The sequence below is a fragment of the Caenispirillum salinarum genome (assembly GCF_044803115.1).
Taxonomy (GTDB): domain Bacteria; phylum Pseudomonadota; class Alphaproteobacteria; order Rhodospirillales; family Rhodospirillaceae; genus Caenispirillum; species Caenispirillum salinarum_A.
The window spans coordinates 2,399,696-2,425,259 of the sequence record NZ_CP085224.1 but is presented as its reverse complement, the minus strand read 5'-3'; the positions used below and the strand labels follow the sequence as shown (position 1 = coordinate 2,425,259).

Below are 25,564 nucleotides of genomic sequence, written 5' to 3'. Positions count from 1 at the left end.
CAATCCGCCCGACCACCCGTCCCGTGTTCACCGCCGACCGACGACCGCCATGACCGACACCGATCTGCTGCCCGTCCTGACCCGCATCGCCGACGCTCTGGAGCGCCTTGCGCCGCCGGCCAACCCGGTGCCCGACATGGCCGCCGCCGACGCTTTCGTCTGGCATGCCGACGGCCGCCGGCTAGAGCCGGTGCCGCAGGTCAACCGGGTGGACATCGGCCTCTTGAAGGGCATCGAGCACCAGCGCACGACCCTGCTGGAGAACACCCGCCGCTTCGCCCGCCGCCTGCCCGCCAACAACGCGCTGCTGTGGGGCGCGCGCGGCACGGGCAAGAGCAGTCTGGTCAAGGCGGTCCATGCCCAGGTCAACACCGACGACCCCGGCAGCCTGGCGCTGGTGGAGATCCACCGCGAGGACATCCCCACCCTGCCCGACCTGCTGCACATCCTGCGCGACGGCGGCCGGCGCTGCGTGCTGTTCTGCGACGATCTGTCCTTTGACGGCGACGACACCAGCTACAAGTCGCTGAAGGCGGTGCTGGAAGGCGGCGTGGAAGGCCGGCCGGATTCGGTGATCTTCTATGCCACGTCCAACCGCCGCCACCTGTTGTCGCGCGACATGATCGAGAACGAGCGGTCCACCGCCATCCACGCCAGCGAGGCCACGGAGGAAAAGGTCTCCCTGTCCGATCGCTTCGGCCTGTGGCTGGGCTTCCACAACATGGACCAGCCGACGTATCTCGCCATCATCGACGGCTACGTCGAGGCATTCGGGCTGGAGATCGACACCGACACCCTGAAGGCCCGCGCCCTGGAATGGTCCGTCACCCGCGGCAGCCGCTCGGGCCGCGTGGCGTGGCAGTTCATCCAGGAACTGGCGGGCGAGCTGGGCAAGCCGCTGAAGTAAAGTCCCCTACCCCTTGTCCCCGCGCACGTGCGGCAGCAGGATGTCGCGGATGCGGGACCAGGTGTCCTCGTCCGGGGCCAGGATGAGGTGGTCGCCCTCGCGATCACCGGGACGATAGCTGGCGCCGTCCACGGTGCGTCCGAATCCGCCGGCCTCGTCATGGATCAGGGCGCCGGCGGCGTGGTCCCACGGGTTCAGCCGGCGACGGAAGACGGCGAAATCCACCCGCCCGTCGCTCGCCTGCATGTAGTCATGCGCCGCGCTGCCGCTTTGGCGGGTGCGGATGCCGTGGGGCTTGAACAGCTTGGCGTGGCGGTAGCCCGTCGCCCCCACCAGCGCCTCCGGCCTGCGCGCCGGTGACACGCGGATGCGCTTGCCCTCGCGCCAGCTTCCCGCGCCCTGCTCGGCGACGTAGAGCACATCGGCGATGGGATCGAGAATCCAGCCGCAGACCGTGTCGCCGCCGCGCACCAAGGCCACCATGACGGCGAACCGGGGCACACCATGGGCGAAGTTGCGGGTGCCGTCGACCGGGTCCAGCACCCAGACGGGCGCGTCCTCTTTCAGGCGGTCGAGCAGGCGGGGGTCGGCCGCCGTCCCTTCCTCGCCGACCACGACCGACCCCGGCAGCAGCGCGCGGAGACGGGTGGCGAGCGCCGCCTCGGCAGCCTCGTCGGCGGCCGTCACCAGATCGCCCGGATGGCTTTTGGAGCGCACCTCGTGGGCTTCCAGCGTGTTGTAGCGCGGCAGAATCTCGTCGCGCGCAACGTCGCGGATGATGGCGGCGACGGAATCAGGATTGACAGTCATGCTGACCTTCTTACGGCATTCCCGTGTCGCCGACAACGCCCGACGCGCGGCCACGGCGTCCCGAAACCCACGGCCGGCGCCCCTCAGGGGCTGTAGAGATCGCGGTCGCGGTGATAAGCGTCGGCGAGCATTTCAAGCAGGCGGGCGAATTCAGCGGTGGTTCCAGACTGCTGGATCAGCCAGCGCACGACGAATGCGTTGAAGGCCACCGCCTCTCCCTTGCCCCGCAGGCCGAAGCGGTCCGCGCTTTCTTCCAGCCAGCGATGGACCTCGCCGCGCGCCATGACGTTGAGCTGCTTTTTCACAAGGCGGTTCTTGCGCCGCCAACGCATCTGGGATTCGGGACTCGCCACCGGCCGATCCTCCACCGCCGCCGTCTACTAGTAGAGCGGCAGGATAACACGCGCGCCGCCGCGTGTCAGACGTGATCAAGCCCCGACTGCGCCCGCTCGACCTGGCACGGCGTGGGCGCGTCATCGGTCAGGAGTTCGATGACGAGGCCGCGTGCACTGCCGCCCTCGCCCCAAGGCACCCGGGCACTTTCGTGCAGGCGGACGCGCCCGTCCTCCATGTCGTCGCCGAGCGCCACGCGACAGGTGCGCCGCACCGCATCCTCGGACGGCAGAGGCTGGCGCGACAGCACGCTCAGAAGGCCGTAGCGCACGGTGCCGCCGGCGTCCGGGCCGCAGGCGCGGGTGAAGGCGTCCAGCCGGGCGAGCGCGGCCGTCACGGCGCTGTCCTCCCATCCCGGCAGCATCTCAAGCGCGCCCCGCGGCAGTTCCCGATGGTTCCAGACGACCAGCGCCGCCCGCGCCCGCAGCGCCGGTGCGGCGACGGCCGCGGCGGCCTCGTCGGGCACGCCCGAGGCGACGATGGCAGCGGCATAGCGGGTGTCGAGGGTAACGAAGGCGCGGCTGTCGGTCTGCCGGAAGACCTGCGTCAGCCCCCGCGCCACAGAGGCAAGCACCGGCGCCACCGGAGGATGGTCGCCGCCGTGACCGCCCCGCGACCAGAGGCCGTAGTCCGCCAGTCCCGCCGTCACCGCATCGGCCACGGCCGCACCCATGTTGATCCGCATGTCGGTCTTCCCGTCTGTCTTCGCCCCAACACAATGGGGGACTTTGTCATCCTAGCGGACGATGCCTGTGCCTCATACCGGCACTGTCGGATAGGCGGGCACATCCGGCCGTTTCCGCCACGCTCCGGCATGGCAGTGCGTTTCCTGCCCATGCACCCGGACGGATCATCAAAGGACGCGCCATGGCCGACCGAGACCCGACACGCCAAAACACCATGCTCGCCTCGCGCGAGGTGCTGGAGCGCACCAAGGGCAAGGTCCTTCTGGTGGGCGTGGCGGCGGTGATTCTGGGAGTGCTGTCGGTCGGCCTGCCCCGCGCCGCGGCCATCGGCACCGGCTACGCCCTGGGCGCGGCGGCCCTGATCGCCGGCATCGTCCAGGCGCTGCGGGCGATTCCCGCACGCGGAACGCCGGCCATGGTGAAGCGGCTGGCCGCCGGGATCGGCATCATGATTGCCGGCGGGCTGCTGCTGGCCTGGCCGCGCCCGGCGGTGGCGGTACTGACGCTCGGCCTGGGAGTGCTGGCCGTGGGGCTTCTGGCGATGCGGACGGTGGGGAACTGGCGCGAGCGCCAGCCCAAGTGGTGGCTGCCGGCCATCCCGCTGATAGCACTGCTGGCTGGCTTCGCCGCCGTCATGTGGGCCGGCTGGCCCGGTTCGGTCCTGTGGGCGGCGGGCACCGTGGGCGGGCTCGTGCTGGCCGGCATCGGCTGGTGGCTGGTGATGATCGGCACCGCCCACGACAGCCACAAGGAGCGCGGCCTGGCCGGCAAGTGGCCGCCACGATAGGCAGAGGCCCTTGCGCCGGGCCGCCGGCCGGGGCACCTTGCGGCCTCAGCCCCCGCCACAGAGAGCCGCACCCGTGCCTGATATCTATGTCGACGCCGATGCCTGCCCCGTGAAGGCGGAAGTGATGCGCGTCGCCGAACGCCACAAAATGCCCGTCCACATGGTGGGCAACACCTGGATGCGCATGGACCAAAGCCCCCTGCTCAACCGGGTCGTGGTGGCCGAGGGCGCCGATGCCGCCGACGACTGGATCGCCGAGCACATCACCGCCGCCGACATCTGCATCACCGCCGACATCCCGCTGGCCGCCCGCTGCCTGGAGAAGGGCGCCCAGGTCATCGGGTCCACCGGCAGGCCCTTCACCACCGCCAGCATCGGCAATGCGCTCGCCATGCGCGACCTGATGGCGACCCTGCGGGAGACCGGCGAGATCACCGGCGGCCCGTCCGGCTTCACCAAGGCCGACCGCTCGCGCTTCCTGCAAGCGCTGGAGGAGGCGGCGCGCAAGGCCGGGCGCGGATCATGAGCCACAGCCACGACGCCATCATCCTGGGTGCCGGCGCCGCCGGGCTCATGTGCGCGCTGACGGCCGCGCAGCGGGGGCGGCGGGTGGCGCTGGTGGACCATGCCGAGGCCGTGGGCAAGAAGATCCTCATTTCCGGCGGCGGGCGGTGCAACTTCACCAATCTGGAGACGGTGCCGGAGCGGTTCCTGTCGGCCAACCGGCATTTCCACAAGTCGGCCCTGTCGCGCTACACACAAGCCGATTTCATCGCGATGGTGGAGCGGCACCGCATTTCCTACCACGAGAAAACGCTGGGGCAGTTGTTCTGCGACGACAGCGCCAAACGGATCGTGCGGATGCTGCTGGACGAGTGCCAGGGCGGACCGGGCAGCGTCGACATCCGCCTCGCCCACCGCGTCACCGACGTCGCCCACGCCGACGCCGCGTTTCGGGTGACCACCGAGAAAGGCTCCCTGAGCGCGCCGGCCCTGGTGGTGGCGACCGGCGGGCCGTCCATCCCCAAGATGGGCGCCACCGGTTTCGCCTACGACGTGGCCCGCCGGTTCGGCCTGAAGATCGTGGAGCCGCGCCCGGCGCTGGTGCCGCTGACTGCCGGGCCCGAAGACCTCGCCCTGATGCGGCCGCTGTCGGGCGTGTCGCTGGACGCGGTGGCCGCCTGCGGCAAGACGGCGTTCCGCGAAAACATCCTGTTCACCCACAGGGGCCTGTCGGGACCGGCCATCCTGCAGATCTCCAGCTACTGGGCGCCCGGCGGCGCGATCACGCTGGACCTGCTGCCGGGGACCGACGCGACTGCCTTCCTGCTAGACCGCAAGGCCTCCCGCCCCAAGGCCGGCATGAAAAGCGTGCTGTCGGAAGTCCTGCCCTCGCGACTCGCCCAGGCGCTGGCCGAGGGTTCCTTCCCCGGCGACGCCATGGCGAGCATGCCCGACAAGGCCCTGCGCAAGGCCGGCGAGGCCCTCAACCGCTGGCGATTCGTGCCGGCGGGGACGGAGGGATTCGCCAAGGCCGAGGTCACCGCTGGCGGCGTCGACACCCGCGCGCTGTCCTCCCAGACCATGGAGGCGCGTGCCGTGCCCGGCCTGTTTTTCATCGGCGAGGCGGTGGACGTGACCGGATGGCTGGGGGGCTACAACTTCCAATGGGCCTGGTCCAGCGGATGGAGTGCGGGGCAGGCCCTGTGACGCCTTTGACGGAAGATATTTGGCATAGACGCCATCACGCCGCTTGACGTCGGTCGCCACTTGCCCCACTTCTGGGCGGTCGAATGTTTCCAAGGGTGGTTGCCTGGTGGTCTCGATGGCCGCGGTTTTCTCCCGTTAAGAACGTTTCGATGCCCGATGGCGCGTTGCTGTCGGGCAACGCCGAAGACAGGAGAACACCGTCATGGCGACTGGTACCGTCAAGTGGTTCGATTCCACCAAGGGCTATGGCTTCATCACCCCCGACGAGGGCGGACAGGACGCCTTCGTCCACATTTCCGCCGTCGAGCGCGCCGGCCTGGACACGCTGAAGGACGGTCAGCGCGTGTCCTATGACCTGGAGCGCGGCCGCAACGGCAAGATGGCTGCGTCGAACCTGCAGGCCGAGTAAACAGGCCGCGCTTCGGCGCACCTGACCCTCGCTTGAACGAAACGGGCGGTCCCTCGCGGGCCGCCCGTTTTGCTTGAAGGGGCCGGATCATCCGGCTGAGGCTGTAATACCCTTTCATTACACTCGGTAATTTCTGCGGCCATCTTTGACAGCAGGCGTTAGTCTTATACGGAGAAACGTGACGAGGCGCCCCATGACAGCACCCGGCCAACAGTGGCTCCGCGACCACGTCAAGCCCTCCACTCCCGGCGGTTGGGCTGATCTCTTCCCCAGCTACAGCCGTGCCGAGCGGATAGCCGACGCGGTGGTGCACGTGACCGGCATCACCGCCGGCATCATCGCCAGCGCATGGCTTCTGGCGGTCGCCGCCTTCCAGGCGGGCGGCATTGAACTGGCGAGCCTTGCGGTCTATAGCCTGGGCCTTGTGGGCATGCTGACCGCCTCTGCCCTGTACAACCTGTGGCCGCCGGGGCGGGTGAAGGAAATCCTTCAGCGCTGCGACCACGCCATGATCTACGTGATGATCGGCGGCAGCTACACGCCCTTCGTCGTCAACGTGCTGGACGGCGGCCTGGGCATGGTGCTGGCCGGCATCGTGTGGACGGGCGTGACCGCCGGCATCGTGCTCAAGGTGGGCTTCCCGCGCCGGATGGAGCGCCTGGGTCTGGCGCTTTACCTGGGCCTCGGGTGGTGCATCGTCGTCGCCATCGAGCCGCTGGCCGGCGCGCTGTCTCCCACGGGCCTGACGCTGCTGGTGCTGGGCGGGGTGCTCTACACCGTGGGCACGGGCCTGCACCTGCTGGAGCGCCTGCCCTACCACAATGTGGGCTGGCACCTGATGGTGCTGGCCGCCGCCGCCTGCCACTTCGCCGCCGTGGTGGTCGAGGTGGTGCCGGGGGTTGCGCTGGCGGGCTGACCTACTCCCCGATGTCCTCGTTCCAGACCTCCGGCCGCTCGGCAATGAAGCGGCGCATGAGGTCGGCACAGCCTGGATCATCCACCACCGTCACCTCCACCCCGCGCGAGCGCAGCAGGTCCTCCTCTCCCATGAAGGTGCGGTTCTCGCCCACCACCACGCGCGGAATCCCATAGAGCAGGATCGCGCCCGAGCACATGGGGCACGGGCTGAGGGTGGTGTAGAGCGTACTCTCGCGATAGATGCTGGCCGGCAGCCGCCCGGCGTTCTCCAGCGCGTCCATCTCGCCGTGCAGGGTGGCGGAGCCCTCCTGGACCCGGCGATTGTGGCCGCGCCCGATGATTTTTCCGTCGCGCACGAGGACCGAGCCGATGGGAATGCCGCCCTCGTCGTATCCAACATGCGCTTCGTCCAGGGCGGCTTGCAGGAAGGGGTCCATGGGCGGCGGCCTTTTGATTGAGGGTCCGCCAAGCTTCGCCTGGAACACCGGCCCGACTCAAGCAAAAGCCGCCGGGCCGGGGCCGCCGAGCCGTGTTACTGGCTGCCGATCACGACCTCGCAATTGCTGATCTGGTTTTCCACCCACACCACAGCGTTGGCGTGGCCGGGGTCCACCGGACTGAAGCAGGCGTTGACGGAGATGCGCTTGGACAGGCAGTTCTCCAGCGCGCCCAGGATCGCCTGGTTGTCCGACTTGTCATTGCTGGCGCTGCACACCTGGTCCATGTCGTGACAGTAGAAGTCGACGTCGCTCTGGCGCGTCTGGCACTCCTGCACCGTGCAGTTCTTCATGTCCGGGTTGGCCGAACAGCCCCCGGCCGCCTGGGCACCTGAAAGCGGTGCCGCGACGACCATGCCCAGGGCCACCACAGCGGCCGCACACACCTTTTCAAAAGTCATGCGAATGCCCTTCCCCAACAGTGGTGAACGCGCCAAGCGAGAGCGCTGGCGCCGATACATCTTATTAGATATTCTCGCGGACCAGTAATTCTAAAAGTTGCATCTGCCGGACAAATGCCCCGTCCGACCTGTCGCGGACCGGACAGCGCACCCGGCCCTAGCCCCCGGGCATCACTTTCGGCTATAACCCTCTGCACCCCGCCGGCTCCGGTCATCGTCGAGCGGCGGGTCGTTCCGATTGGAGATGTGGAATTTCATGAAGGTCAGCATCGACATGGGGCTGACGCGGGAGAACAAGCCCGCGACGCTCGATCTCGAGGAGCTGCTTGCCACCCGCCTGCTGGTCCAGGGCAATTCCGGCTCCGGCAAATCCCACCTGCTGCGGCGCCTGGTGGAACAGAGCGCGCAATGGGTGCAGCAGTGCCTGGTCGACCCCGAGGGCGATTACGTCACCCTGGCCGAAGAGTTCGGCCACGTGGTGGTGGACGCCGCCGAGCACAACGATGTGCAGATCGCCCAGATCGCCGCCCGCGTGCGCAAGCACCGGGTGTCCGTCGTGCTGAACCTGGAAAACCTGGAGGCCGAGTTTCAGCTGCGTCGCGCCGCCGCCTTCCTGAACGGCATGTTCGAGGCCGACCGCGACCACTGGTATCCCTGTCTTGTAGTCGTCGACGAGGCCCAGCTTTTTGCTCCGGTCGCCGGCGGCGAGGTGACCGACGAGGCCCGCAAGCAGTCGCTGGGCGCCATGACGAACCTCATGTGCCGCGGCCGCAAGCGCGGGCTGGCGGGCGTCATCGCCACCCAGCGCCTGGCGAAACTGGCCAAGAACGTGGCGGCGGAGGCGTCCAACTTCCTCATGGGCCGCACGTTCCTGGACATCGACATGGTGCGCGCCGCCGACCTGCTGGGCATGGACCGGCGGCAGGCGGAGATGTTCCGCGACCTGGAGCGCGGCAACTTCATCGCGCTCGGCCCCGCCATGGCGCGCCGCCCCCTGCCCGTGCGCATCGGCGACGTGAAGACCGGCGGACGCGGCGGCAGCCCCAAGCTCATGCCGCTGCCGGAAACGCCGCCCGAGGACGCGCTGGACCTCATCATGACGCCCGGCGAGAACGAGCCGCCGCCGCAGCCCGCCCGCAAGATCCGCCCGCTGCCGCCGCAGACGGCGACCAACGACGTGCTCACCCAGCTTGCCGCCGCCCGGCCGCCAGAGCCGGAGCCGGAGGAAGAGGACGGCCAGCCGGTGGACCCGGCGGTCACGATCGAGCGCATCATGCGCGAGGTGATCGCCGACCCGGACGCGGCTTTCCGTTCCACGGCAGTGCTTTACCAGGATTTCCTCGTGCGGTGCCGCATGAAGCGGATCAACGGCCGGCAGCTCGACCTTGCGGCGTTCAAGCGCAAGCTGGCGACGGCGCGGGCCGGTGTCTCCATCGAGGCCGAGCAGTCCGAGGACTGGGACAAGGCGCAATCCGTCGCCGACCGCCTGCCGGAGGACCTTCAGCCCCTGTTCCTTCTGCTCGCCCGCGCGGCCATGGACCAGACGCCCTGCCCGTCCGACACGGAAATCGCCCGCGCCCGCAACAGCCGCAGCCCGCGCCGTGCCCGCGGCCTGCTGGAATACCTGGAAAGCCGGGGCGTCATCACCCAGCGCGAGGATGCCGGCGGCCTGCGCGTCATCGCCCTGCCCGACCTGGAGTGGGAGACCGCCCCCGGCGACCCCCGCGCCGGAGAAGACGCGGGCGGCGGCGGGCAGGCGGATCTGTTTGGTACCTAGAGCCCTTGTCGATCGGACGCGGTTGAGAAGGGCGAATAGGGTCGCGGAGCCGAAGGCGTGTGCGGAGCCCACAGTGCGACCCCGCGCCGGCCAGGCGCGTGAGCCTTAATGGCGCCTGAACGTGCTCTGACGCAGTCAGAGCAACGAAAACCTCTCACGCAGGTGTGAGTCGCGGCAGAGGCCTCGGGCGTACCATATGGACGGCAGAGCCCCTCGAACCCGAGACGAGAGAGGAATCCGGCCCATGCGACGCCTGCTCACCGCGACCCTGCTTGCCGGCACCACCCTGGCCGCTCCCGCCCTCGCCCAGGACGACACCGCGACCGCCGTCTTCGCCGGCGGCTGCTTCTGGTGCATGGAACCGCCCTACGACGACATGAAGGGGGTCCAGACCACCGTATCCGGCTATGCCGGCGGCTCGACGCCCAACCCCACCTATGAAGAGGTCACCGCCGGCGGCACCGGCCATGCCGAGGCCGTGAAGGTGGTCTATGATCCCTCTGAAGTCAGCTATGAGGAACTTCTGCGAACCTATTGGCGCAACGTCGATCCCTTCGACGGCGACGGCCAGTTCTGCGATCGCGGCGCCTCCTACCGGCCGGCCATCTTCCCGCAGACGCAAGAGCAGCGCGAGGCCGCCGAGGCGTCGAAGAAGGCGGTCGCCGAACAGCTTGGCCGCGAGGTGGCGGTGACGATCGAGACGGCCCCGGCCTTCTACCGCGCCGAGGATTACCACCAGAACTACTACGAAAAGAACCCGATCCAGTACAAGTTCTACCGCTGGACCTGCGGCCGCGACGACAGGCTGGACGAAGTTTGGGAAGACGTGCCCCGCCTCGCCCTGGCAGAATAGCTGCCCCTTCGCATGCGGGAGTGCGCCATGCCGCCGGTCGAGATCACGTTTGTCTCCGATTATGTCTGCCCCTGGTGCTGGCTGGGGCGCGCTCGGCTCAACCGGGCGCTGGAGCGCCTCAAGGGTGATGGCGCCCTGCCCGCCGGGGGCGTCGTGATCCGCCATTGGCCTTTCGAGCTGAACCCCGACATGCCGGCCGAGGGCATGGACCGCCGCGCCTACCGCACCGCCAAGTTCGGCTCGTGGGAGGCCTCGGAGGCGCTGGACGCGCGCATCCTGGAGCAGGCGGAAGCCGACGGGGTGCCCTTCGCCTTCGACCGCATCACCCGCACCCCGAGCACCAAGGCCGCCCACCGCCTGACCCTGCTGGTCCAACACTACCACCCGCAGGCCGTGGAAAGCTTCGTCGACGGCGTCTTCAAGGCCTACTTCGTGCACGGCCGTGACATCGGTGACGTCGGTGTGCTGGGACAGTTGCTGCTGGACGCCCGGCTGGACCAGGGCGCGCTCCTCGACCGCCTTCGGGCCGGACAGGCGACGCAGCCGGTGGAGGAGCTTGAGGCGCGTGTGCGGACCGCCGGCGTCGCGGGCGTGCCCGTCTTCGCCATCGGCGACCGCCGCCTTGACGGGGCCCAGCCCGTGGACGTTCTGGTCGAGGCCCTGACGACGGCGATCCCGGCGGATACAACCGTTCCCTGAAAGCTCACCGAAGACCCCTACTCGGCCCTGCCCGAAAGGCGTATGATATCTAGACGGAGACCTAGCGGCGGAGGGGGAGCGCACCATGTTCGGTTTCGGCAAGCGGGGACCCGCCTCCGACGCGGATGCGCGGAAACAGGCCATCGAGCGAGCCAAGGAGGCCTGCCTCAAGGAACTGCGCGAAATGCACGAGGCCACGCCCGATGCGGCGGAGCGCCTGCACAAGCGCCTGAAGGACCGCTGCGCCGCCGACAAGTCCCTGCCCTTCGACTTCAAGCGCGCTCTGCTGGAAAAGGCCCGCACCTACGAGTGCGACGCCAACATGCGCGAAACCGACCGCCTGCTGCACGAGGCCACCAGGCTGGCCGCCGAGGAGCACATGACGGAACGCGCCAAGAAGCTGGGGGCGGCGCGGCGGCATTTCTCCAAGGCCTGCACGCTCGGCGCCGACGAGAATTTCCGCAAGGCCGCGCAACGGGCCATGGAAACCATCATGCTGACCGGCGGCGTGCACCAGAAAGGGCCGACGAAGGCCAAGCCGGCCGACTTCGCGCCCAAGACGCCCAATCGGGCGAAGGCCTGAGCGCCTGACGCCGCTTGGGCTGCCGCCCAAGCCCGCCCGAGGCGGAAGCCCCTGAACGTCCACTTCTTTTGGGACGCGATTATTCCGCCGAGAGGCCGTAGCGGTCGATGATGGCCGGGTGGCAGACGTTGGCCTTGAGGGTGAGAAGCACCAGCTGCGCGTCCAGGCTGTCACCGGACTCGATCGCCTCGGCGACGCGGGCGTCGGCGTGGCGCGCGCTTACGGTGCCGTTGTTCTCCGTAAACTCGTCTTCGCCCAGCATGCACCACGCCAGAAGCTCGCCGGCGCGACAGGTGCTTTCCGGCGTGACCCCCTCGGGCGTTTCCTTCAGCAGGCGGACGACGGTGAACTTCACCGCATCGGGCACCAGCGCCTTGTGCAGGCCGTGGGCGCGCACGCCATCCTCGATGAGCCGCACCTCGCGCGAGCGCCCGAACAGGCCGAACAGACTGATCATGATGGCGGCTCCCTCAGTAGTGCGGCGGCGGCTTGTCATCCTGCGGCGACCGCGCCCACCCGGTCTCCAGGTCCCCCATGCGCTCCGCCACCTGGCGCAGTTGCAGCGTCAGGCGGTCGATGGTGCGCTGCTGCTCGGCCAGCACATCCGACAACTCCTCTGCCATGCGCTCATGATGGGCAAGGCGGATTTCCAGGTCGACGATGCGATCCTCGGGGGTGTCGGCGGGCATGGGTGGGCTCCTCGGCATCAGAGCGCGGCAGTCTGATAGGTGGCGCCGACGCGGTCAAGATGCATGCGTCAACGGCCGGCAAGCGGATATTGCCGGCTTCGTCGCAGCAAAAAATGTCGGAAGAGAAATGGCGTCCCCTAGGGGATTCGAACCCCTGTTGCCGCCGTGAGAGGGCGGTGTCCTAGGCCTCTAGACGAAGGGGACGCAGGCGCGTGCGCGGTCTGCATCGCGTGTTCCCGAGGGCGCGCCGGAGAAGCGCCGAAGTGGCGTCCCCTAGGGGATTCGAACCCCTGTTGCCGCCGTGAGAGGGCGGTGTCCTAGGCCTCTAGACGAAGGGGACGTGGCCTCGGGAGGACCCGTATGTAAGGGATCACCCGACTCCGTGCAAGCAAAAAATTCACCCTCCCGTCACATCTTCCACCACCAACGGAACCGGCGCGAAGGCCCCCGCCTCGGGCACCATTTTCCAGGCCGACAGCGCCGCCTCACCGGCCCCGGAAACGCCGCAGATCAGCCACAGCAGCGCCGGCTCGTGCGCCTGGGCCAGATCGGTGGCCGAGGGTGCGGCCGGCGCGTCGGGATGGCTGTGCCAGTGGCCCAGAAGGCGCTCGGGCGTGCCGCGCAGCGCCTTCATGAGGTCCAGGCGCACGCGGGGGTCAACCTCGAAACGGTCGCGGCCGCGCGGCGCCACGTTGGGGCTCGGCACCACGCGCGTCACCCGCTCCCCCTGCCCCACCAGCAGGCCGCAGCCCTCGTCGGGGTAGGCGCTGCGGGCGGCGGCGCGAATGGTCTCCGCCAGCGCGCCGGGCAGCACGAGGCGCGGCGGCACGGGTTCTCCGCCGCCGAACAGCCGATCCCAGTCGCCGCCGCCCATGGCGCTTACTGCCCCGTGGCGGTGTCCGCGGCGCCGCCCCCGTCGGCGCCGCCCAGGGTGATGCTGCCCAGCCGGGCGCCATCGGCGGCGCGCAGGACCACGACGCGGTCGGGTCGGCCGCCGCCGCTCAGGCGCAGCAGGATGCGGTTTTCTCCGACCGTGGCGCCGGTGATCTCGGTGGCCGCCGGCTCGTCCAGCGTGATGTCGCCGATGGGTTCCGCCGGCATCGCCCCCGCCACGCCGCCGCCGGGCGCGGCCGGCGCGGGCGTTTCCAGCGGCGGGGCGACGGCGGGCGCCGTGGCTGGGCCGGCGACCGTCTCGCCCTCCTCCGCGCCGGGGCCGAACTGGGTCAACACGCCATAGATGACCAGGCCGACGCCGGCGACGATGAGGATGCCCATGACGACGACGAGCGCCTTCAATGCTTTCATGACGGAAGTACCCTTGTGTCCTTGCGCGCGGACCGACGGCCGGTCCGCTTCGTTTGCGTTTGCGCCCGGCGCGGGCTATACGCGCGGGGCGAGTTTGATGAGTGGGCCGCGATGATACAGCAACCGACCGATCCCGCCACCGTCGAGGACGACGACGACGCCCTGCCCCCGGACCTTGAAGCCGAACCAGGCCCCGGCGCCCTGCACACGGCCGAGGCCGGGCCCGAGGCGGCCGGCCTGCGCCTGGACAAGTGGCTGGCCGAGGCGCTGGGCGACCCCGGCCTGACGCGCTCGCGCCTGAAGCAGCTCATCGACGAGGGCCGCGTCACCCTGGACGGCCGCACGCTCACCGCCGCCGATGCCTCGCGCAAAATCAAGGCCGGACAGACCGCCGCCGTCGCCGTGCCGCCGCCCGATCCCGCCGTGCCGGAACCGCAGGACATTCCCCTTGCCGTGGTGTTCGAGGACGCCCACCTGATCGTCGTGGACAAGCCCGCCGGCATGGTCGTCCACCCCGCCGCCGGCAACGCCGACGGCACCCTGGTCAACGCCCTGCTTCACCACTGCGGTGCCAGCCTGTCGGGGATCGGCGGCGTGCGGCGGCCGGGGATCGTCCATCGCATCGACAAGGACACGAGCGGCCTGCTGGTCGCGGCGAAGTCCGATGCCGCCCACCAGGGCCTCGCCGCCCTGTTCGCCCGCCACGACATCGAGCGGGTCTATACCGCCGTCGTCTGGGGCGTGCCCGTGCCGCGCAAGGGCACCATCACCGGCAACATCGCCCGCTCCACCGCCAACCGTCAGAAGATGGCGGTGGTGAAGAGCGGCGGGAAGCCGGCGGTGACCCACTATCAGGTGACGGCGCCGCTGGCGGGCGGCACGGCCCTGGTCACCTGCCGGCTGGAAACGGGGCGCACGCACCAGATCCGCGTCCACATGGCGACGCAGGGGCACCCGCTGGTCGGCGATCCGGTCTACGGCCGGTCGCGCAACGTGGGCCGCCGGGGCTTGAGCGAGGCGCAGGCGGCGGCGCTGAAGGGTTTCGGGCGGCAGGCGCTGCACGCCGGCGTCCTGGGCTTCGTTCATCCCGTAACCGGCGAGGCGCTGCGGTTCGAAAGCGCCCTGCCCGAGGACATGGCGGATCTGGTGGATGCCCTGCGACCTTGAAGGCGCGGCCCCGCCTTACGCCTTGGCGTTGGCGCCGGCGGGTTCCGGCGCACCGGGAGCGGACGGCTCTTCGGTCTCGGCTGCCGAGCCGAACTCGTCGTCAGCGGCCTCCGTCACCTCGGGCCCCCATTGCTCCACCAGCCTGCGCTGATCGGCGCGCAGCTTGGCGATGCGGCGGCTTGAGGTCAGGCTCAGGAACGAGCCCACGAGCGTCGGCGTCACCGCGTACAGCAGCCAGCCGAAGCCGGCCGCGCCGTAGATCAGCATCAGGGCGAACACGTTCGACAGCGTGTCCAGCGCCATGGTGATGTCGTGGCGCTCGAACCACATGTTCAGAAGGTAGGGCGAGACGCCCGCGAAGTTGAACCCGCCGACACAGATGAAACCGTAGCGGTAGCTGCCGCGCTCCACCACATAGGCCACCACCGTCGGCAGCATGGCGAAGGCCAGCAGCACCACGGTCGGCAGGAACAGGATGACCAGCGGCACGCCCATGACCAGCATGCCGATGCCGTTCGCCACGCCGCCCTTGCGCTTGCCCGCGCGCTTCTTCTTCGCCATACCGCGGCCCCTTCCCTAAAACAGCCGCACCAGCAGCAGCAGCAGGATCGTCAGAAGCCCGACGATCACCGCGCCCACCGCTGCCGCCTGATGGCCCATTCGCGTGGCGTTTTCGTCCCGCGCCGCCTGTCCGGTTTCCAGCGCCGTGATCTGGCGCTTGGCCTGGGCGTACTCGGCCTTGGCGGTCTCGAACCCCTCGTGGTCGGCGCCGCGCTCCTCGGCATTGTCCAGAAGGTTGTAAAGCTCCGGCAGGCTGCCCTTGCGCACCACCCGCGGGATTTCCTTTTCCATGCGCTTGCGCCGCTCGCGGCTGTGGTAGCTGTTGACGACGGGCGTGACCAGTCCGCCCAGCCAACTGGTCAGGCCGAACAGCGCCTCCGGGCCCAGACGCCATTGCAGCACCGCCAGCAGGCTCAGCATGCCCAGCGCCTGGCGCTCGGGCTCGGGGTCCTCCATGGCCTTCAGCTGCGGCGTCAGGTCGCGCTCGTAGCGCGAGGCGGTGAAGGCGGCGATGTGGCGGTCCACCGGCCAGGTCTTGGTGTCCGCGCTCTTGCTGGCGTTCTCCAGGGCCGGCAGCAACTCGCGGATTTCGCTGACGTGCTCGGTCTCCACGAAGGGGCTGAGGCACGGCATGTTCTCGTTCTGCTCGTAGGCGATGCGCTCGATGCCGTAGCCCTTGTTCTTGTTGGCCAGGAAGATGCGCATGTCGCGGAAGTTCTGCTCGGCCTGGGTGTGTTCCGGATTGTAGACCGACTGGGCCTGCACCCAGTACTTCACCACGTCCCACGTCACCATGTCGGCAAAGGGCTTGACGTCGCCCTTGCGCATCATGGTCGACGCCAGCGCCGGGCCGAAGCCGTCCAGCGTGCAGCGGACGTTGCGGAAGCTCAGCGGCGCCTCGGGGAAGAGCACCATGATGCACCGCGCGACCATCAGGTCGCCCTGACCCCGCTTGTCGCCGGGCAGGGCCTCCACCACCTTGATTACGGTGCTCAGCTGGTCGGCGCGCTCGTTGTCTTCCAGCCCGCGCCGCAGCCAGACCTCCAGCCGGCCCTCCTTGATGATGCCGAGCGCCTTGTCCCAATTCTTCATGAGGCCGTAGGCGGCGCCGCGCGCGGTGGCGAACTCGTTGTTGCCTATCTTGAAGCTGCGCTGCGCGCGCTTTTCCATGCGCGGCTGCAGCGGCGTCAGGCGGCGGCCGTTCAGCCACAGGTCCAGCTGCTCCAGCGTCCAGCGTTCGCGGCTGTCGTCATGCAGCAGGCCGCGCAGGGGCTCGATCATGGACAGGGGCACGCGGTTCTCGCCCGCCAGCGTGGCGTAGGAGCCCTGCTCCAGCCGCTGGCGCATGACCTCCTCCGGGTCGCGGCCGCGCACCGGATTGGTCCCCAGCATGAGGAACAGGAGCGTCACGCCCAGGCTGAACATGTCGTCGGAATAGTGCCCGCTGCCCCGCCCCTCCGGCCTGCAGAGCGCCGTTTCGATGGGCTCGAACAGGGCCGGGTTGTCGTAGCCGGGCGGCGTGGTCAAACAGTCGCCCAGAACCAGCCGGTCGCCCTTGGCATCAAAGAAATAGACGTTGTCCGGCCGGATGGCCCGGTGCGTGACCGAGCGCGACCGCAGCTCGGCCAGCGCATCGTGCAGCGGCTTGATGACCTTCTTGGCGAAGAACTGGTCGGAAATGACGTCGATGGTGGCGTTGAGGTCCGCCATCACCTTGCCGCCGGCCGGCCGCTCGTAGATGGACGCGATGACCTTGCGTCCCTCCGGCGGCCAGTCGATCGTGCCGCCCTCGATGAACTGCAGCATGCCGGGGTTCTGCATGCCGCGCAGGGCCCGCATGACCGTGGTCCGCTGCAGCGTGTCGGCGCGCCCGATCAGGGCATAGAGTGCCCGCCCCGCGCCGCGCCGGTCCTGCACCTCGAAGGCCTTGGCGCTGGGGGTGTCCAGGTCGGGGATCGGCTTGTCGGGATGAATCTCGAACCGGTCGCGCAGCTTGACCGGTTCGGCGGACGCACCACTGCCGCCGCCGCCCGTCTGGGGCGAACCCTTGCCCGCCTTGTCGGCCGCCTTGCCCTTGTCGGCGGCCTTCTTGCCGCTGTCCGGGTCGGCGGCCTTGGCGGTGGCCTTGGCCGTTGCCGTGGCCGCCATGCCTCTCCCTCACCTCATCCGTTCCGGCCGGGTACAACCGGCGATCGGAAGGGTAGCCCCGAAACCGTTCGTTGGCAACGAGACGGATGAGGCCCCTCAGCCGAATGTCGCGAAAAACCGCGACACTCTTAAGCCGAAGGACCTATGCCTTCCGATCCTCAGCCGCGGAACGGATCGGTGACAAGGATGGTGTCCTCGCGCTCAGGGCTGGTGGAGAGCAGCGAAACCGGCGCCTCGATCAGTTCCTCGATGCGGCGCACGTACTTGACGGCCGTGGCCGGCAGTTCACCCCACGAGCGGGCGCCCTCGGTGCTCTCGCTCCAGCCTTCCATGCTTTCGTAGACGGGCTTGCAGCGCTCCTGCTGGGCGACGGCGGCCGGCAGGTACGTCAGGCGCTTGCCGTCCAGTTCATAGCCGACGCAGACCTTCAGTTCCTCAAGGCCGTCCAGCACGTCCAGCTTGGTCAGCGCGATGCCGTCGATGCCGCCGGTCTTCACCGCCTGGCGCACCAGCACGGCGTCGAACCAGCCGCAGCGGCGCTTGCGGCCGGTGACGGTGCCGAACTCGCGGCCGCGCTCGCCGATCTGGTTGCCGATGTCGTCGAACAGTTCAGTCGGGAACGGCCCCGCGCCGACTCGGGTGGTGTAGGCCTTGGTGATGCCCAGCACATAGCCGACGCGCCCCGGCCCCATGCCCGAGCCCGCCGCCGCCATGCCGGCCACCGTGTTGGACGAGGTGACGAAGGGATAAGTGCCGTGATCGACGTCCAGCATGGAGCCCTGCGCGCCCTCGAACAGGATGCGCTTGCCTTCCTTGTAGCGGTCGGCGAGCGTCAGCCACACAGGTTCGGCGTAGGGCAGCAGCTTGGGCGCCAGGTCCTTGAGTTCCTTGAGGATCGCGTCGCCGCCCAGCGGCTCCGAGCCCAGGCCCCTGAGAAGGGCGTTGTGGTGGGCCAGCAGGCGGTCGACCTTCATCTCCAGGGTCGCGTCGTCGGCCAGGTCGCAGACGCGGATGGCGCGGCGGCCGACCTTGTCCTCGTAGGCCGGACCGATGCCGCGGCCGGTGGTGCCGATCTTGCCCTTGCCGGCCGCCTGCTCGCGTGCCTGGTCGAGGGTAGAATGCAGCGGCAGGATCAGGCAGGCGTTTTCGGCGATGCGCAGGACGTCAGGCGTGATGGTCACGCCCTGGGCGCCCAGGCGCTCGATCTCTTCCATCAGCGCCCAGGGGTTGATGACGACGCCGTTGCCGATGATCGACAGCGTGCCGCGCACCACGCCCGAAGGCAGCAGGCTCAGCTTGTAGGAGACGCCGTCGACGACCAGCGTGTGGCCGGCGTTGTGACCGCCCTGGAAGCGCACCACCACATCGGCGCGGGCCGCCAGCCAGTCAACCACCTTACCCTTGCCCTCGTCGCCCCACTGCGACCCGACGACAACCACGTTCGTCATGTCTCTGATCCCGGTCGTTGATTGGTTAATGATACGAATTCAAGGCCTTGGAAGCCGGCCTTCATGCTCGTTCGGATGATGTCAGCGCACGGCGCGCGGTGCGTCCCCGACCATCGCGTGGTCGCAGTCCAGACGCCTGGCCTCGGCCAGGGCATCCTCCACGGGCTCGAGCCCCGCGACGACGGTCCAGCCTTCGTCCCGCAGGCGGATGCGGTCGGCCAACGGCGTCCCGGCAGGAACGAAGAGGCGCAGCCGCGCCTCCGGCTGCGGCGCCACGTCCAGCACCTTGTCGACGAACAGCGTCACGCCCACGGCGGGCTCCTGGGCCGACCCCGCCTCCTGACCGGCCAGATAGCGTCCGCCGCGCCCCAGTTCGCCGGGCGCGCCCTTGGCGAACAGCGAGAATGCGACGCCGGTGTGATATTCAAAGCCGCGGTTTTCCACCGCATCGACCGTCAGGCCCACGTCCGGCAGGTCGGCACGCACACGGTCGAGCACCTGCGCCAGCCGGTCGCGCTCGGCCGCCGCGACCGGCGGCAGGTCCAGCGCGCGCAGGGCGTCCAGCGCGGTGTCGGCGGAGCCGCAGGCCTTGAGCAGCGCCCCCAGGATGTCGGAGGCCGGACCGCCAAGCGCGGCGACGGCGGCGGCGTCCTTCTGGTCCAGCGCCGTGCGCGCCTCGGCCCGCTGCTCGGCCGTGAGGTCGAGCGCGTCGCAGACGGCGGGCACCAGCGTCGGCAGGTTGAGGTCCACCGACAGGCCCGTGATGCCGAGCGCCGCCAGGGCGGACGCGACCGTCACCACGACCTCGGCGTCGGCGGCGGGGCTGTCGACGCCGATCAACTCGATGCCGCACTGGCTGAACTGGCGCTCCGGGTGGAGTTGGCTGCCGCGCACGCGCAGGATCTGGCCGGCATAGGACAGGCGCAGCGGACGGGCGGCGTTCTTCAGGCGGGTGGTGGCGATGCGGGCGACCTGGATGGTGATGTCGGCGCGCAGGCCCAGCATGCGCTGGGACATGGGGTCCATCACCCGGAAGGTCTGCATGGCGGTCGCCGCGCCGGTTCCGGCGAGCAGGTTTTCCTCGAACTCGATCAGCGGCGGCTTGACGCGCTCGAACCCGAAGCCGGCGAAATGCGACACCAGACGATCCACCACCGACGCCTCGAAAGCGGCCGCGGGCGGCAGAAGATCGCGCAGGCCCGCCGGAAGCAGGGCCTTGGTGTCGGTATCGGTCATCGCGCGTGAACGTCCCGTATTCGCCTGAGAAGAAGAAACCGGCCCTGAAAACAGGAACCGCCGGCCCGCAAAGGCGGGTCCGGCGTTCCGCTGTGTAGCGCGTTTGGCCCGGACGGGCAACGGCCAATCGTATTTTACAACTTTATCAACGGCTTTACCGCGCCAGCACCTCGTCCAGCAGGTGCAGCACGTCCACCGAGGCATCGGCGACCTTGTTCAGCTCCTCCAGGGCGCCGTCCAGGTCGCCGTCCTCGTACAGTTCCGCGCAGTGGATGCCGTGGCGGTGGACTTCGGCATGCGGAATGGCAAGCCGGCGGAAGGCGTCGTTTTCGGTGATGCTGCGGTCGGTCTGGGCGTCGTACCACTTGCCCAGACGGCAGGTGTGGTGATCGGCCAGTTCCTTCGAGTGCAGCGTCGCGCGCCCCACCACCATCTGCGCCAGCTTCTTGCGCCAGATGACGTGGTCGGACTTGGCGGCGTGGATGGTGAAGTCCTTGATCTCCAGCTTTGAAAGGTCGCCGACGGCCGCCTGCACCTGCCCTTCCACGCCGTCCATGACGTCCAGAACCCGGTTGATGGACGTGACGTTGTTGGTGGCCGTTCCGGCGATGGCGCCGATGCCGTCGGAGACCTCGCGCGAGGCATCGCTCTGCTGGCCCAGGATGCCGGCGATCTCGTTCATGCGCTCGGTCACGCCGTCGATCCGCGCGAGGACGTCGCCGATGCCGTCGCCGGTGTGACTGATGATGCCGCGCCCCTTCTCGACCGCTTCCGCGCCCGTCTGCATGGCGCCGACGATGGCGGCCATGTCCTCGCGCAGGGCGCCGATGCGGTTGCGGATGTCCTCAGTGGCCTTGGCGGTCTGGGTCGCCAGGTTCTTGACCTCGCCGGCCACGACCGCGAAGCCCTTGCCCGCCTCGCCGGCGCGGGCGGCCTCGATGGTAGCGTTGAGCGCCAGCAGGTTGGTCTGCTTGGCGATGGCCTCGATCTGCATGGTGATCTCGCCGATGCGGTCGGAGGCATCAGCCAGCCCCTCCGCCTTGGCGGTGGCGTCGACCACGGCCGACGCGATGGCCTCCATGGCCTCGATCGCGTCGCGCGAGGTGCCGGCGGCGGCCTCGGCGGCAGCGTGGGCCTCCTGCGTGTGCTCGGCAACGCTGTCGGAGGACCGGGCGATCTCGTCGACGCTGGCCACCATTTCCTCGGCGGCGGCGGCAATGGCGTGGGTGCGGTTTTCCACATCGCGGACGTCGCGGCTCATCTCGGCGGTGGCGGTGACGGCCTCGTTGGCGGTCATCGACAGCGCCACGATGCGCCTGATCTCGCCTTCGGCGCGATCGTGCAGCACGTCGGCAAGCTGCTTGAGCTTGGCCGTCAGCTGGTCCGTCCCCTCGGGCACGGAGCGGTAGCGACCCTCGATCAGCAGGTCGACGATGTGCTCGACCGAGCTGGCGGGCTCGGCCTCGACAGGCGCATTCATGCTGGCAATCCCCCTCTGAAGGGTCCGCCACCGGGAACGGCGGACACGATCAAGACACGCGCGTGCCGCCGCCCGCATTCCCCAATGCACGACGGCGCAGCGTCGCAATACTAGGACAGCAGATGTGCCTTTTCAGCCATAAAGTGCGGCAATCAACTCAGCCATGCTTTTCCGCAAGTCGGCCGTAGGCCCACTCCACCCAGGGCAGCAGGGCCTCGATGTCGGCGGTCTCCACCGTGGCCCCGCCCCAGATTCGGATGCCGGCCGGAGCATCGCGGTAGCTGCCGATGTCGTAGGCAACGCCTTCGGCCTCCAGCATTTTGGCAAGCTCCTTGGCGGCGGCGGCGCGGGCGTCGTCGTCCAGGGCACGGAACCATGGCGCGGTGATCTTCAGGCAGATGGCCGTGCAGGACCGGTTTTCCGGGTCGGTCGCAAGAAAGTCGATCCAGTCGGTGCGCGAGACCCAGTCGGCGACGGCCTTCAGGTTGGCCTCCGACCGGGCGACCAGCCCCGGCAGTCCGCCGATGCCTTCCGCCCACTTGAGGCCGTCCAGGGCGTCCTCCACGCACAGCATGGAGGGCGTGTTGATGGTCGCGCCCTCGAAGATGCCCTCGATCAGCTTGCCGTTCTTGGTCAGGCGGAAGATCTTGGGCAGCGGCCGGCCGGGGTCGAAGGCTTCCAGCCGCTCCACCGCGCGCGGCGACAGCACCAGCATGCCGTGCTGCGCCTCGCCGCCCAGCACCTTCTGCCAGGACCAGGTAACCACGTCCAGCTTGCGCCACGGCAGGTCCATGGCGAACGCCGCCGAGGTGGCGTCGCAGATGGCGAGGCCCTCGCGGTCGTCGGCGATCCAGCCGGCGTCGGGCACGCGCACGCCCGAGGTGGTGCCGTTCCAGGTGAAGACCACGTCACGGGCGGAATCCACCTGGTACATGTCCGGCAGGCGGCCGTAGTCCGCCTTCAGCACGCGCACGTCGGCCAGCTGGAGCTGCTTGCGGACATCGTTCACCCATTCCATGCCGAAGCTTTCCCACGCCGTCATGTCGACGCCGCGCGCGCCCAGCAGGGACCACAGCGCCATCTCCACGGCTCCGGTGTCCGAGGCCGGGACGATGCCGATGCGGTAGTCTTCGGGGATGCCCAGAACCGCGCGGGTGCGGTCGATGACCTCCTGAAGCCGGGCCTTGCCTTCCTTGGAGCGGTGGGAGCGGCCCAGCAGCGCGCCCGACAGCACGTCGACGGTCCACCCCGGCCGCTTGGCGCAGGGGCCAGACGAGAAGTTGGGGTTGGCCGGGCGGAGGCTCGGCTTGGGCGCGGCGGTGGTGGCGGTCATGCGACGGAGGCTCCCTGTGGGGCTGGCGATGAGAGCCGCACTCTATGCGCCGCCCGGAAGCCCGTCAACGCGGCCGGCTACAGGCTCCAGTAGACCGGCGCGAAAAGGGTGAAGACGATCCACAGCAGGATCACCAGCGGCAGGCCCGCCTTCACGAAATCGGCGAAGTGGTACTGGCCGGGCCCCATGATGAGAAGGTTGGTCTTATAGCCGATGGGCGACGCGAAGGAGCAATTTCCGGCCAGGACCACGGTGATGGCGAAAATGCGCGGGTCGGTCCCCATCTGCTCGGCCAGGCTGATGCCGATGGGCGTGAACAGGACGGCTGTGGCGTTATTGGTGAGAATGTTGGTGAACATCGCGACCAGCAGGAAGAAGGCTGACAACACGCCGACCGGTCCCATGTCTCCCGCCACGGCCAGCGCGCCCTCGGCGATCCACCGCGCGCCACCGGTCGCCTGCAACGCATCGCCCAGCGCCAGGGCGGCGACGACGACCAGAATGATCTTGCGGTCCAGGGCGCGGGCGGCCTGCCGCAAATTGATGGCTCCGACGCCGATGAGCGCCGTGGCGGCGATGATGGCGGCGGCCAGAATCGGAATCAGCCCCAGGGCCGCCAGCCCCACGGTCGCTGCGAAGATGGCGCCGGCCGTCTTCGCCAGGTGGCGGCGCGGCAGGGCGCCGCGGGTGCCCGACATGATGACAAGGTCGCGCTCGCCGCGCAGACCGTCGATGTCGCGCGAGCGGCCGAGCAGCAGGATCACGTCGCCCGCCTCCAGCCGGATTTCGGTCATGCGGGCGCGGATCATGCGCGCCCGGCGCAGGATGCCGACCGCCAGGCAGCGGTGCCGCTGGCGGATGCCGTACTGCTCCAGCGTCAGGCCGATGAGGCGCGAGGCCGGGCTGACCATGGCCTCCACCAGCACCATTTCCGTCAGTTCGGGCGGCGGCGCGGCCTCACCGTCCTCGCCCTCGTCCTCGCGGGCGCCGTCTTCGCCGGCCTCCGCGCCGTTGACGGCCGCGCCCTCCTGCACGGCCTTCTGCCCCTTGATGCGCTCCCCCTGGCTGTCGCGGCCGGGGACCGGGGGGAACAGCAGGCCAGGCTGGCGCGACGCGACTTCGGTCAGGGCGCTACGGGTGGCGGCGATGACCAGCACGTCGCCGGCCCGGATGGGAAAATCGTCGAACGGCGGCAACTCCGCATGCTCGCCGCGCTGGATGAGGCGGACGGTGATGTCGGGCAGCGCCTTGAACTTGCCGGCGGCCGCCTTCTGGCCGACAAGCGGGCTGTCCTCGGGCACCACGATCTGGCTGACGAACTGCTTGCCACCCCCGGCCATGCGGCTGGACATGGGCTGCCGGCTGGGCAGCAGGCGCGGCGCCACGACAAACGTGTAAACCATGCCGATACTGGCCAGCACCAGGGCGATGGGCAGGAACTCGAAGAACCCCAGTTCCTCGCGCCCCAGCTCGATGAGCGCCGACGACACCAGCAGGTTGGTGGACGAGCCGATGAGCGTCGTCATGCCGCCCAGTATGGCGGCGAAGGACAGCGGCATCATCAGGCGGCTTGGCGACCAGTTCCGACTGCGGGCCAGCGCCTGCATGATGGGAATGAAGATCACCACCACCGGCGTGTTGTTGAGGAACGCCGACAACACCGCCACGCCCAGCAGCACCATGACGATGCCGCGATGCACGCCCATGCGCGGGCTGCCCACTTTCTCGGCCACTGAATCCAGGGCGCCGGTCCGGATCATGGCCTCGCCCACCACCAGCAACGCCAGAACCGTCAGCAGCGCCGGATTGGCGAAACCACGCACCAGGTCGGCGGCTTCCAGCACGACCTCGCCGTCCCGGGTCACGGGCGCGACGTGGAACAGCAGCAACAGCGCCGACAGCAGCAGCAGCGACGTCAACTCCAGGCTCAGCCATTCGGTGACGTAAAGCACGATCACGCCCGCCATGAGAGCGAGCGTGATCCACATCTGAATGTCGGCGATACCCGGTCCGAGGATGGCCTTAATCCCTTAGCGCGGTTAGCGGATTCAGCCTGACATTAACGCTACGCTGATGCGACGGTTCATGCGTCCCTTCTTCTCGATTTTCGCCACCTGAACGGGACCGATCTCGCCGGTGCGCGCGACGTGGGTTCCGCCGCAGGGCTGGGTGTCGACACCCGCCACGGCGATGATGCGCACCCGCCCCTGCCCCATGGGCGGCTTGACCGACATGGTGCGGACCATGTCCGGGTTCGCCGCAAGCTCTTCGTCCGTGATCCAGGAATGCCCGACCGGCGCGTCCGCAGCGATGAGCGCGTTCAGCTTTTCGGTCAGCGCTTCCTTGTCGGGGCTTTCCTCAAGGTCGAAGTCAAGCCGCCCCTTGCCGTCACTGACGTTGCCGCCGGTCACCGCGCCCGGTACCAGCGCGCACAGCAGATGCAGGCACGAATGCATCCGCATGAGCCGGTGGCGGCGGTCCCAGTCGATAACGGCGGTCACCGCCGCGCCTTCCGCCGGCGCGGTCTCGCCTTCGGCCGGGATGTGGAGGATGTCGCCCGTGTCCTTGTCCTTGCGGGTGTCGACAACGCGCACCTCCGACCCGTCATCCAGCCGCAGCACGCCGGAATCACCCGGCTGTCCGCCGCCCATCGGGTAGAACACCGTGCGGTCGAGACAGATGGCGCCGTCGGCGGCACGGGTGACGGTGGCGGCGCACTCCTTGAGGTAGGAGTCCTCGCGGAACAGTTCCTCGGTCATGGGCTCGG

The 25,564-nt window shown here is 69.1% G+C and carries 28 protein-coding genes and 2 tRNA genes; 11 read left to right on the top strand and 19 right to left on the bottom strand.

What is annotated here, in order from left to right:
- The first annotated feature begins 49 nt into the window (after positions 1-49).
- Complete coding sequence (locus tag LG334_RS11140; RefSeq protein ID WP_404386097.1) at positions 50-907, top strand: ATP-binding protein; 858 nt, start codon at positions 50-52, stop codon at positions 905-907.
- A 6-nt stretch (positions 908-913) separates the two neighbouring features.
- Here LG334_RS11140 and LG334_RS11135 read toward each other — a convergent pair whose 3' ends face one another.
- The 3 genes from LG334_RS11135 to LG334_RS11125 all read right to left on the bottom strand — a co-directional run bounded on the left by LG334_RS11135 (position 914) and on the right by LG334_RS11125 (position 2,795).
- Entirely contained in the window at positions 914-1,717 is an 804-nt protein-coding gene (locus tag LG334_RS11135) for an inositol monophosphatase family protein (protein ID WP_404386095.1), read from the bottom strand.
- A gap of 83 nt (positions 1,718-1,800) precedes the next feature.
- Positions 1,801-2,070 (bottom strand): hypothetical protein, encoded by a 270-nt coding sequence (locus LG334_RS11130; RefSeq protein ID WP_404386093.1) that lies wholly within the window; start codon positions 2,068-2,070, stop codon positions 1,801-1,803.
- A 65-nt stretch (positions 2,071-2,135) separates the two neighbouring features.
- Positions 2,136-2,795, bottom strand: a complete 660-nt coding sequence (locus LG334_RS11125) for a hypothetical protein (RefSeq protein WP_404386091.1) — start codon at positions 2,793-2,795, stop codon at positions 2,136-2,138.
- Positions 2,796-2,977: 182 nt separating this feature from the next.
- Between LG334_RS11125 and LG334_RS11120 the strand changes: the two genes are divergently transcribed.
- The 5 genes from LG334_RS11120 to LG334_RS11100 all read left to right on the top strand — a co-directional run bounded on the left by LG334_RS11120 (position 2,978) and on the right by LG334_RS11100 (position 6,618).
- Positions 2,978-3,583: an HdeD family acid-resistance protein gene (locus LG334_RS11120; RefSeq protein WP_404386089.1), complete on the top strand. Its 606-nt coding sequence runs from the start codon at positions 2,978-2,980 to the stop codon at positions 3,581-3,583.
- A gap of 124 nt (positions 3,584-3,707) precedes the next feature.
- Positions 3,708-4,109 carry a YaiI/YqxD family protein gene (locus LG334_RS11115; RefSeq protein WP_404386356.1) on the top strand — a complete coding sequence of 134 codons (402 nt, stop codon included), beginning with the start codon at positions 3,708-3,710 and terminating at the stop codon, positions 4,107-4,109.
- Positions 4,106-5,293: an NAD(P)/FAD-dependent oxidoreductase gene (locus tag LG334_RS11110; RefSeq protein ID WP_404386087.1), complete on the top strand. Its 1,188-nt coding sequence runs from the start codon at positions 4,106-4,108 to the stop codon at positions 5,291-5,293. The genes LG334_RS11115 and LG334_RS11110 overlap by 4 nt, the downstream gene beginning before the upstream one ends.
- A 202-nt stretch (positions 5,294-5,495) precedes the next feature.
- The gene (locus LG334_RS11105) at positions 5,496-5,702 is read left to right on the top strand and encodes a cold-shock protein (RefSeq protein WP_009539869.1); all 207 of its coding nucleotides are present in this window, start codon (positions 5,496-5,498) and stop codon (positions 5,700-5,702) included.
- 193 nt (positions 5,703-5,895) lie between these two features.
- Positions 5,896-6,618, top strand: coding sequence for a hemolysin III family protein (locus tag LG334_RS11100; protein ID WP_404386085.1), 723 nt, complete (start codon positions 5,896-5,898; stop codon positions 6,616-6,618).
- Position 6,619: 1 nt separating this feature from the next.
- Here the strand turns inward: LG334_RS11100 and LG334_RS11095 are convergent, their stop codons facing one another.
- Both LG334_RS11095 and LG334_RS11090 read right to left on the bottom strand, forming a co-directional pair.
- The gene (locus LG334_RS11095) at positions 6,620-7,057 is read right to left on the bottom strand and encodes a nucleoside deaminase (RefSeq protein ID WP_404386083.1); all 438 of its coding nucleotides are present in this window, start codon (positions 7,055-7,057) and stop codon (positions 6,620-6,622) included.
- Positions 7,058-7,152: 95 nt separating this feature from the next.
- The gene (locus tag LG334_RS11090) at positions 7,153-7,518 is read right to left on the bottom strand and encodes a hypothetical protein (RefSeq protein WP_404386081.1); all 366 of its coding nucleotides are present in this window, start codon (positions 7,516-7,518) and stop codon (positions 7,153-7,155) included.
- Between the two features lie 256 nt (positions 7,519-7,774).
- Between LG334_RS11090 and LG334_RS11085 the strand changes: the two genes are divergently transcribed.
- The 4 genes from LG334_RS11085 (at position 7,775) to LG334_RS11070 (ending at position 11,430) form a co-directional block, all read left to right on the top strand.
- A complete protein-coding gene (locus tag LG334_RS11085) occupies positions 7,775-9,295 on the top strand; it encodes a helicase HerA domain-containing protein (RefSeq protein ID WP_404386079.1) in 1,521 nt (506 codons plus the stop codon).
- A gap of 244 nt (positions 9,296-9,539) precedes the next feature.
- A complete protein-coding gene (msrA, locus tag LG334_RS11080) occupies positions 9,540-10,148 on the top strand; it encodes a peptide-methionine (S)-S-oxide reductase MsrA (protein ID WP_404386077.1) in 609 nt (202 codons plus the stop codon).
- A 27-nt stretch (positions 10,149-10,175) separates the two neighbouring features.
- On the top strand, positions 10,176-10,847 hold the full coding sequence (locus LG334_RS11075) for a DsbA family oxidoreductase (RefSeq protein WP_404386075.1): 672 nt from the start codon (positions 10,176-10,178) through the stop codon (positions 10,845-10,847).
- Between the two features lie 85 nt (positions 10,848-10,932).
- Positions 10,933-11,430 carry a hypothetical protein gene (locus LG334_RS11070; RefSeq protein ID WP_404386073.1) on the top strand — a complete coding sequence of 166 codons (498 nt, stop codon included), beginning with the start codon at positions 10,933-10,935 and terminating at the stop codon, positions 11,428-11,430.
- Between the two features lie 79 nt (positions 11,431-11,509).
- On the opposite strand, the gene LG334_RS11065 is transcribed toward LG334_RS11070, so the two are convergent.
- From LG334_RS11065 to LG334_RS11040, 6 genes are all read right to left on the bottom strand, one after another.
- Entirely contained in the window at positions 11,510-11,887 is a 378-nt protein-coding gene (locus LG334_RS11065; RefSeq protein WP_404386071.1) for a hypothetical protein, read from the bottom strand.
- Between the two features lie 13 nt (positions 11,888-11,900).
- On the bottom strand, positions 11,901-12,119 hold the full coding sequence (locus LG334_RS11060) for a SlyX family protein (protein WP_404386069.1): 219 nt from the start codon (positions 12,117-12,119) through the stop codon (positions 11,901-11,903).
- Positions 12,120-12,247: 128 nt separating this feature from the next.
- Positions 12,248-12,323: transfer RNA gene (locus tag LG334_RS11055), tRNA-Glu, on the bottom strand.
- Between the two features lie 60 nt (positions 12,324-12,383).
- A tRNA-Glu gene (locus LG334_RS11050) sits at positions 12,384-12,459 on the bottom strand.
- A 57-nt stretch (positions 12,460-12,516) separates the two neighbouring features.
- Positions 12,517-12,948 (bottom strand): Mov34/MPN/PAD-1 family protein, encoded by a 432-nt coding sequence (locus tag LG334_RS11045; protein ID WP_404386067.1) that lies wholly within the window; start codon positions 12,946-12,948, stop codon positions 12,517-12,519.
- A gap of 50 nt (positions 12,949-12,998) precedes the next feature.
- Positions 12,999-13,424, bottom strand: coding sequence for a hypothetical protein (locus LG334_RS11040; protein WP_404386065.1), 426 nt, complete (start codon positions 13,422-13,424; stop codon positions 12,999-13,001).
- Positions 13,425-13,535: 111 nt separating this feature from the next.
- Between LG334_RS11040 and LG334_RS11035 the strand changes: the two genes are divergently transcribed.
- Positions 13,536-14,591: an RluA family pseudouridine synthase gene (locus LG334_RS11035; protein WP_404386063.1), complete on the top strand. Its 1,056-nt coding sequence runs from the start codon at positions 13,536-13,538 to the stop codon at positions 14,589-14,591.
- 15 nt (positions 14,592-14,606) lie between these two features.
- Here LG334_RS11035 and LG334_RS11030 read toward each other — a convergent pair whose 3' ends face one another.
- The 8 genes from LG334_RS11030 to LG334_RS10995 form a co-directional block, all read right to left on the bottom strand.
- A complete protein-coding gene (locus tag LG334_RS11030; RefSeq protein WP_404386061.1) occupies positions 14,607-15,152 on the bottom strand; it encodes a hypothetical protein in 546 nt (181 codons plus the stop codon).
- 15 nt (positions 15,153-15,167) lie between these two features.
- The gene (locus tag LG334_RS11025; protein ID WP_404386059.1) at positions 15,168-17,300 is read right to left on the bottom strand and encodes a protein kinase family protein; all 2,133 of its coding nucleotides are present in this window, start codon (positions 17,298-17,300) and stop codon (positions 15,168-15,170) included.
- Between the two features lie 158 nt (positions 17,301-17,458).
- Entirely contained in the window at positions 17,459-18,748 is a 1,290-nt protein-coding gene (locus LG334_RS11020; RefSeq protein WP_404386057.1) for an adenylosuccinate synthase, read from the bottom strand.
- An 81-nt stretch (positions 18,749-18,829) separates the two neighbouring features.
- Positions 18,830-19,984, bottom strand: a complete 1,155-nt coding sequence (locus LG334_RS11015; RefSeq protein WP_404386055.1) for an ATP phosphoribosyltransferase regulatory subunit — start codon at positions 19,982-19,984, stop codon at positions 18,830-18,832.
- 154 nt (positions 19,985-20,138) lie between these two features.
- Positions 20,139-21,464 carry a methyl-accepting chemotaxis protein gene (locus LG334_RS11010; RefSeq protein WP_404386053.1) on the bottom strand — a complete coding sequence of 442 codons (1,326 nt, stop codon included), beginning with the start codon at positions 21,462-21,464 and terminating at the stop codon, positions 20,139-20,141.
- A gap of 157 nt (positions 21,465-21,621) precedes the next feature.
- Positions 21,622-22,797 (bottom strand): phosphoserine transaminase, encoded by a 1,176-nt coding sequence (locus LG334_RS11005; RefSeq protein WP_404386051.1) that lies wholly within the window; start codon positions 22,795-22,797, stop codon positions 21,622-21,624.
- A 77-nt stretch (positions 22,798-22,874) separates the two neighbouring features.
- Positions 22,875-24,785 (bottom strand): SLC13 family permease, encoded by a 1,911-nt coding sequence (locus tag LG334_RS11000; protein ID WP_404386049.1) that lies wholly within the window; start codon positions 24,783-24,785, stop codon positions 22,875-22,877.
- Between the two features lie 60 nt (positions 24,786-24,845).
- Complete coding sequence (locus LG334_RS10995) at positions 24,846-25,556, bottom strand: alanyl-tRNA editing protein (protein ID WP_404386047.1); 711 nt, start codon at positions 25,554-25,556, stop codon at positions 24,846-24,848.
- Between the last annotated feature and the right edge of the window lie 8 nt (positions 25,557-25,564).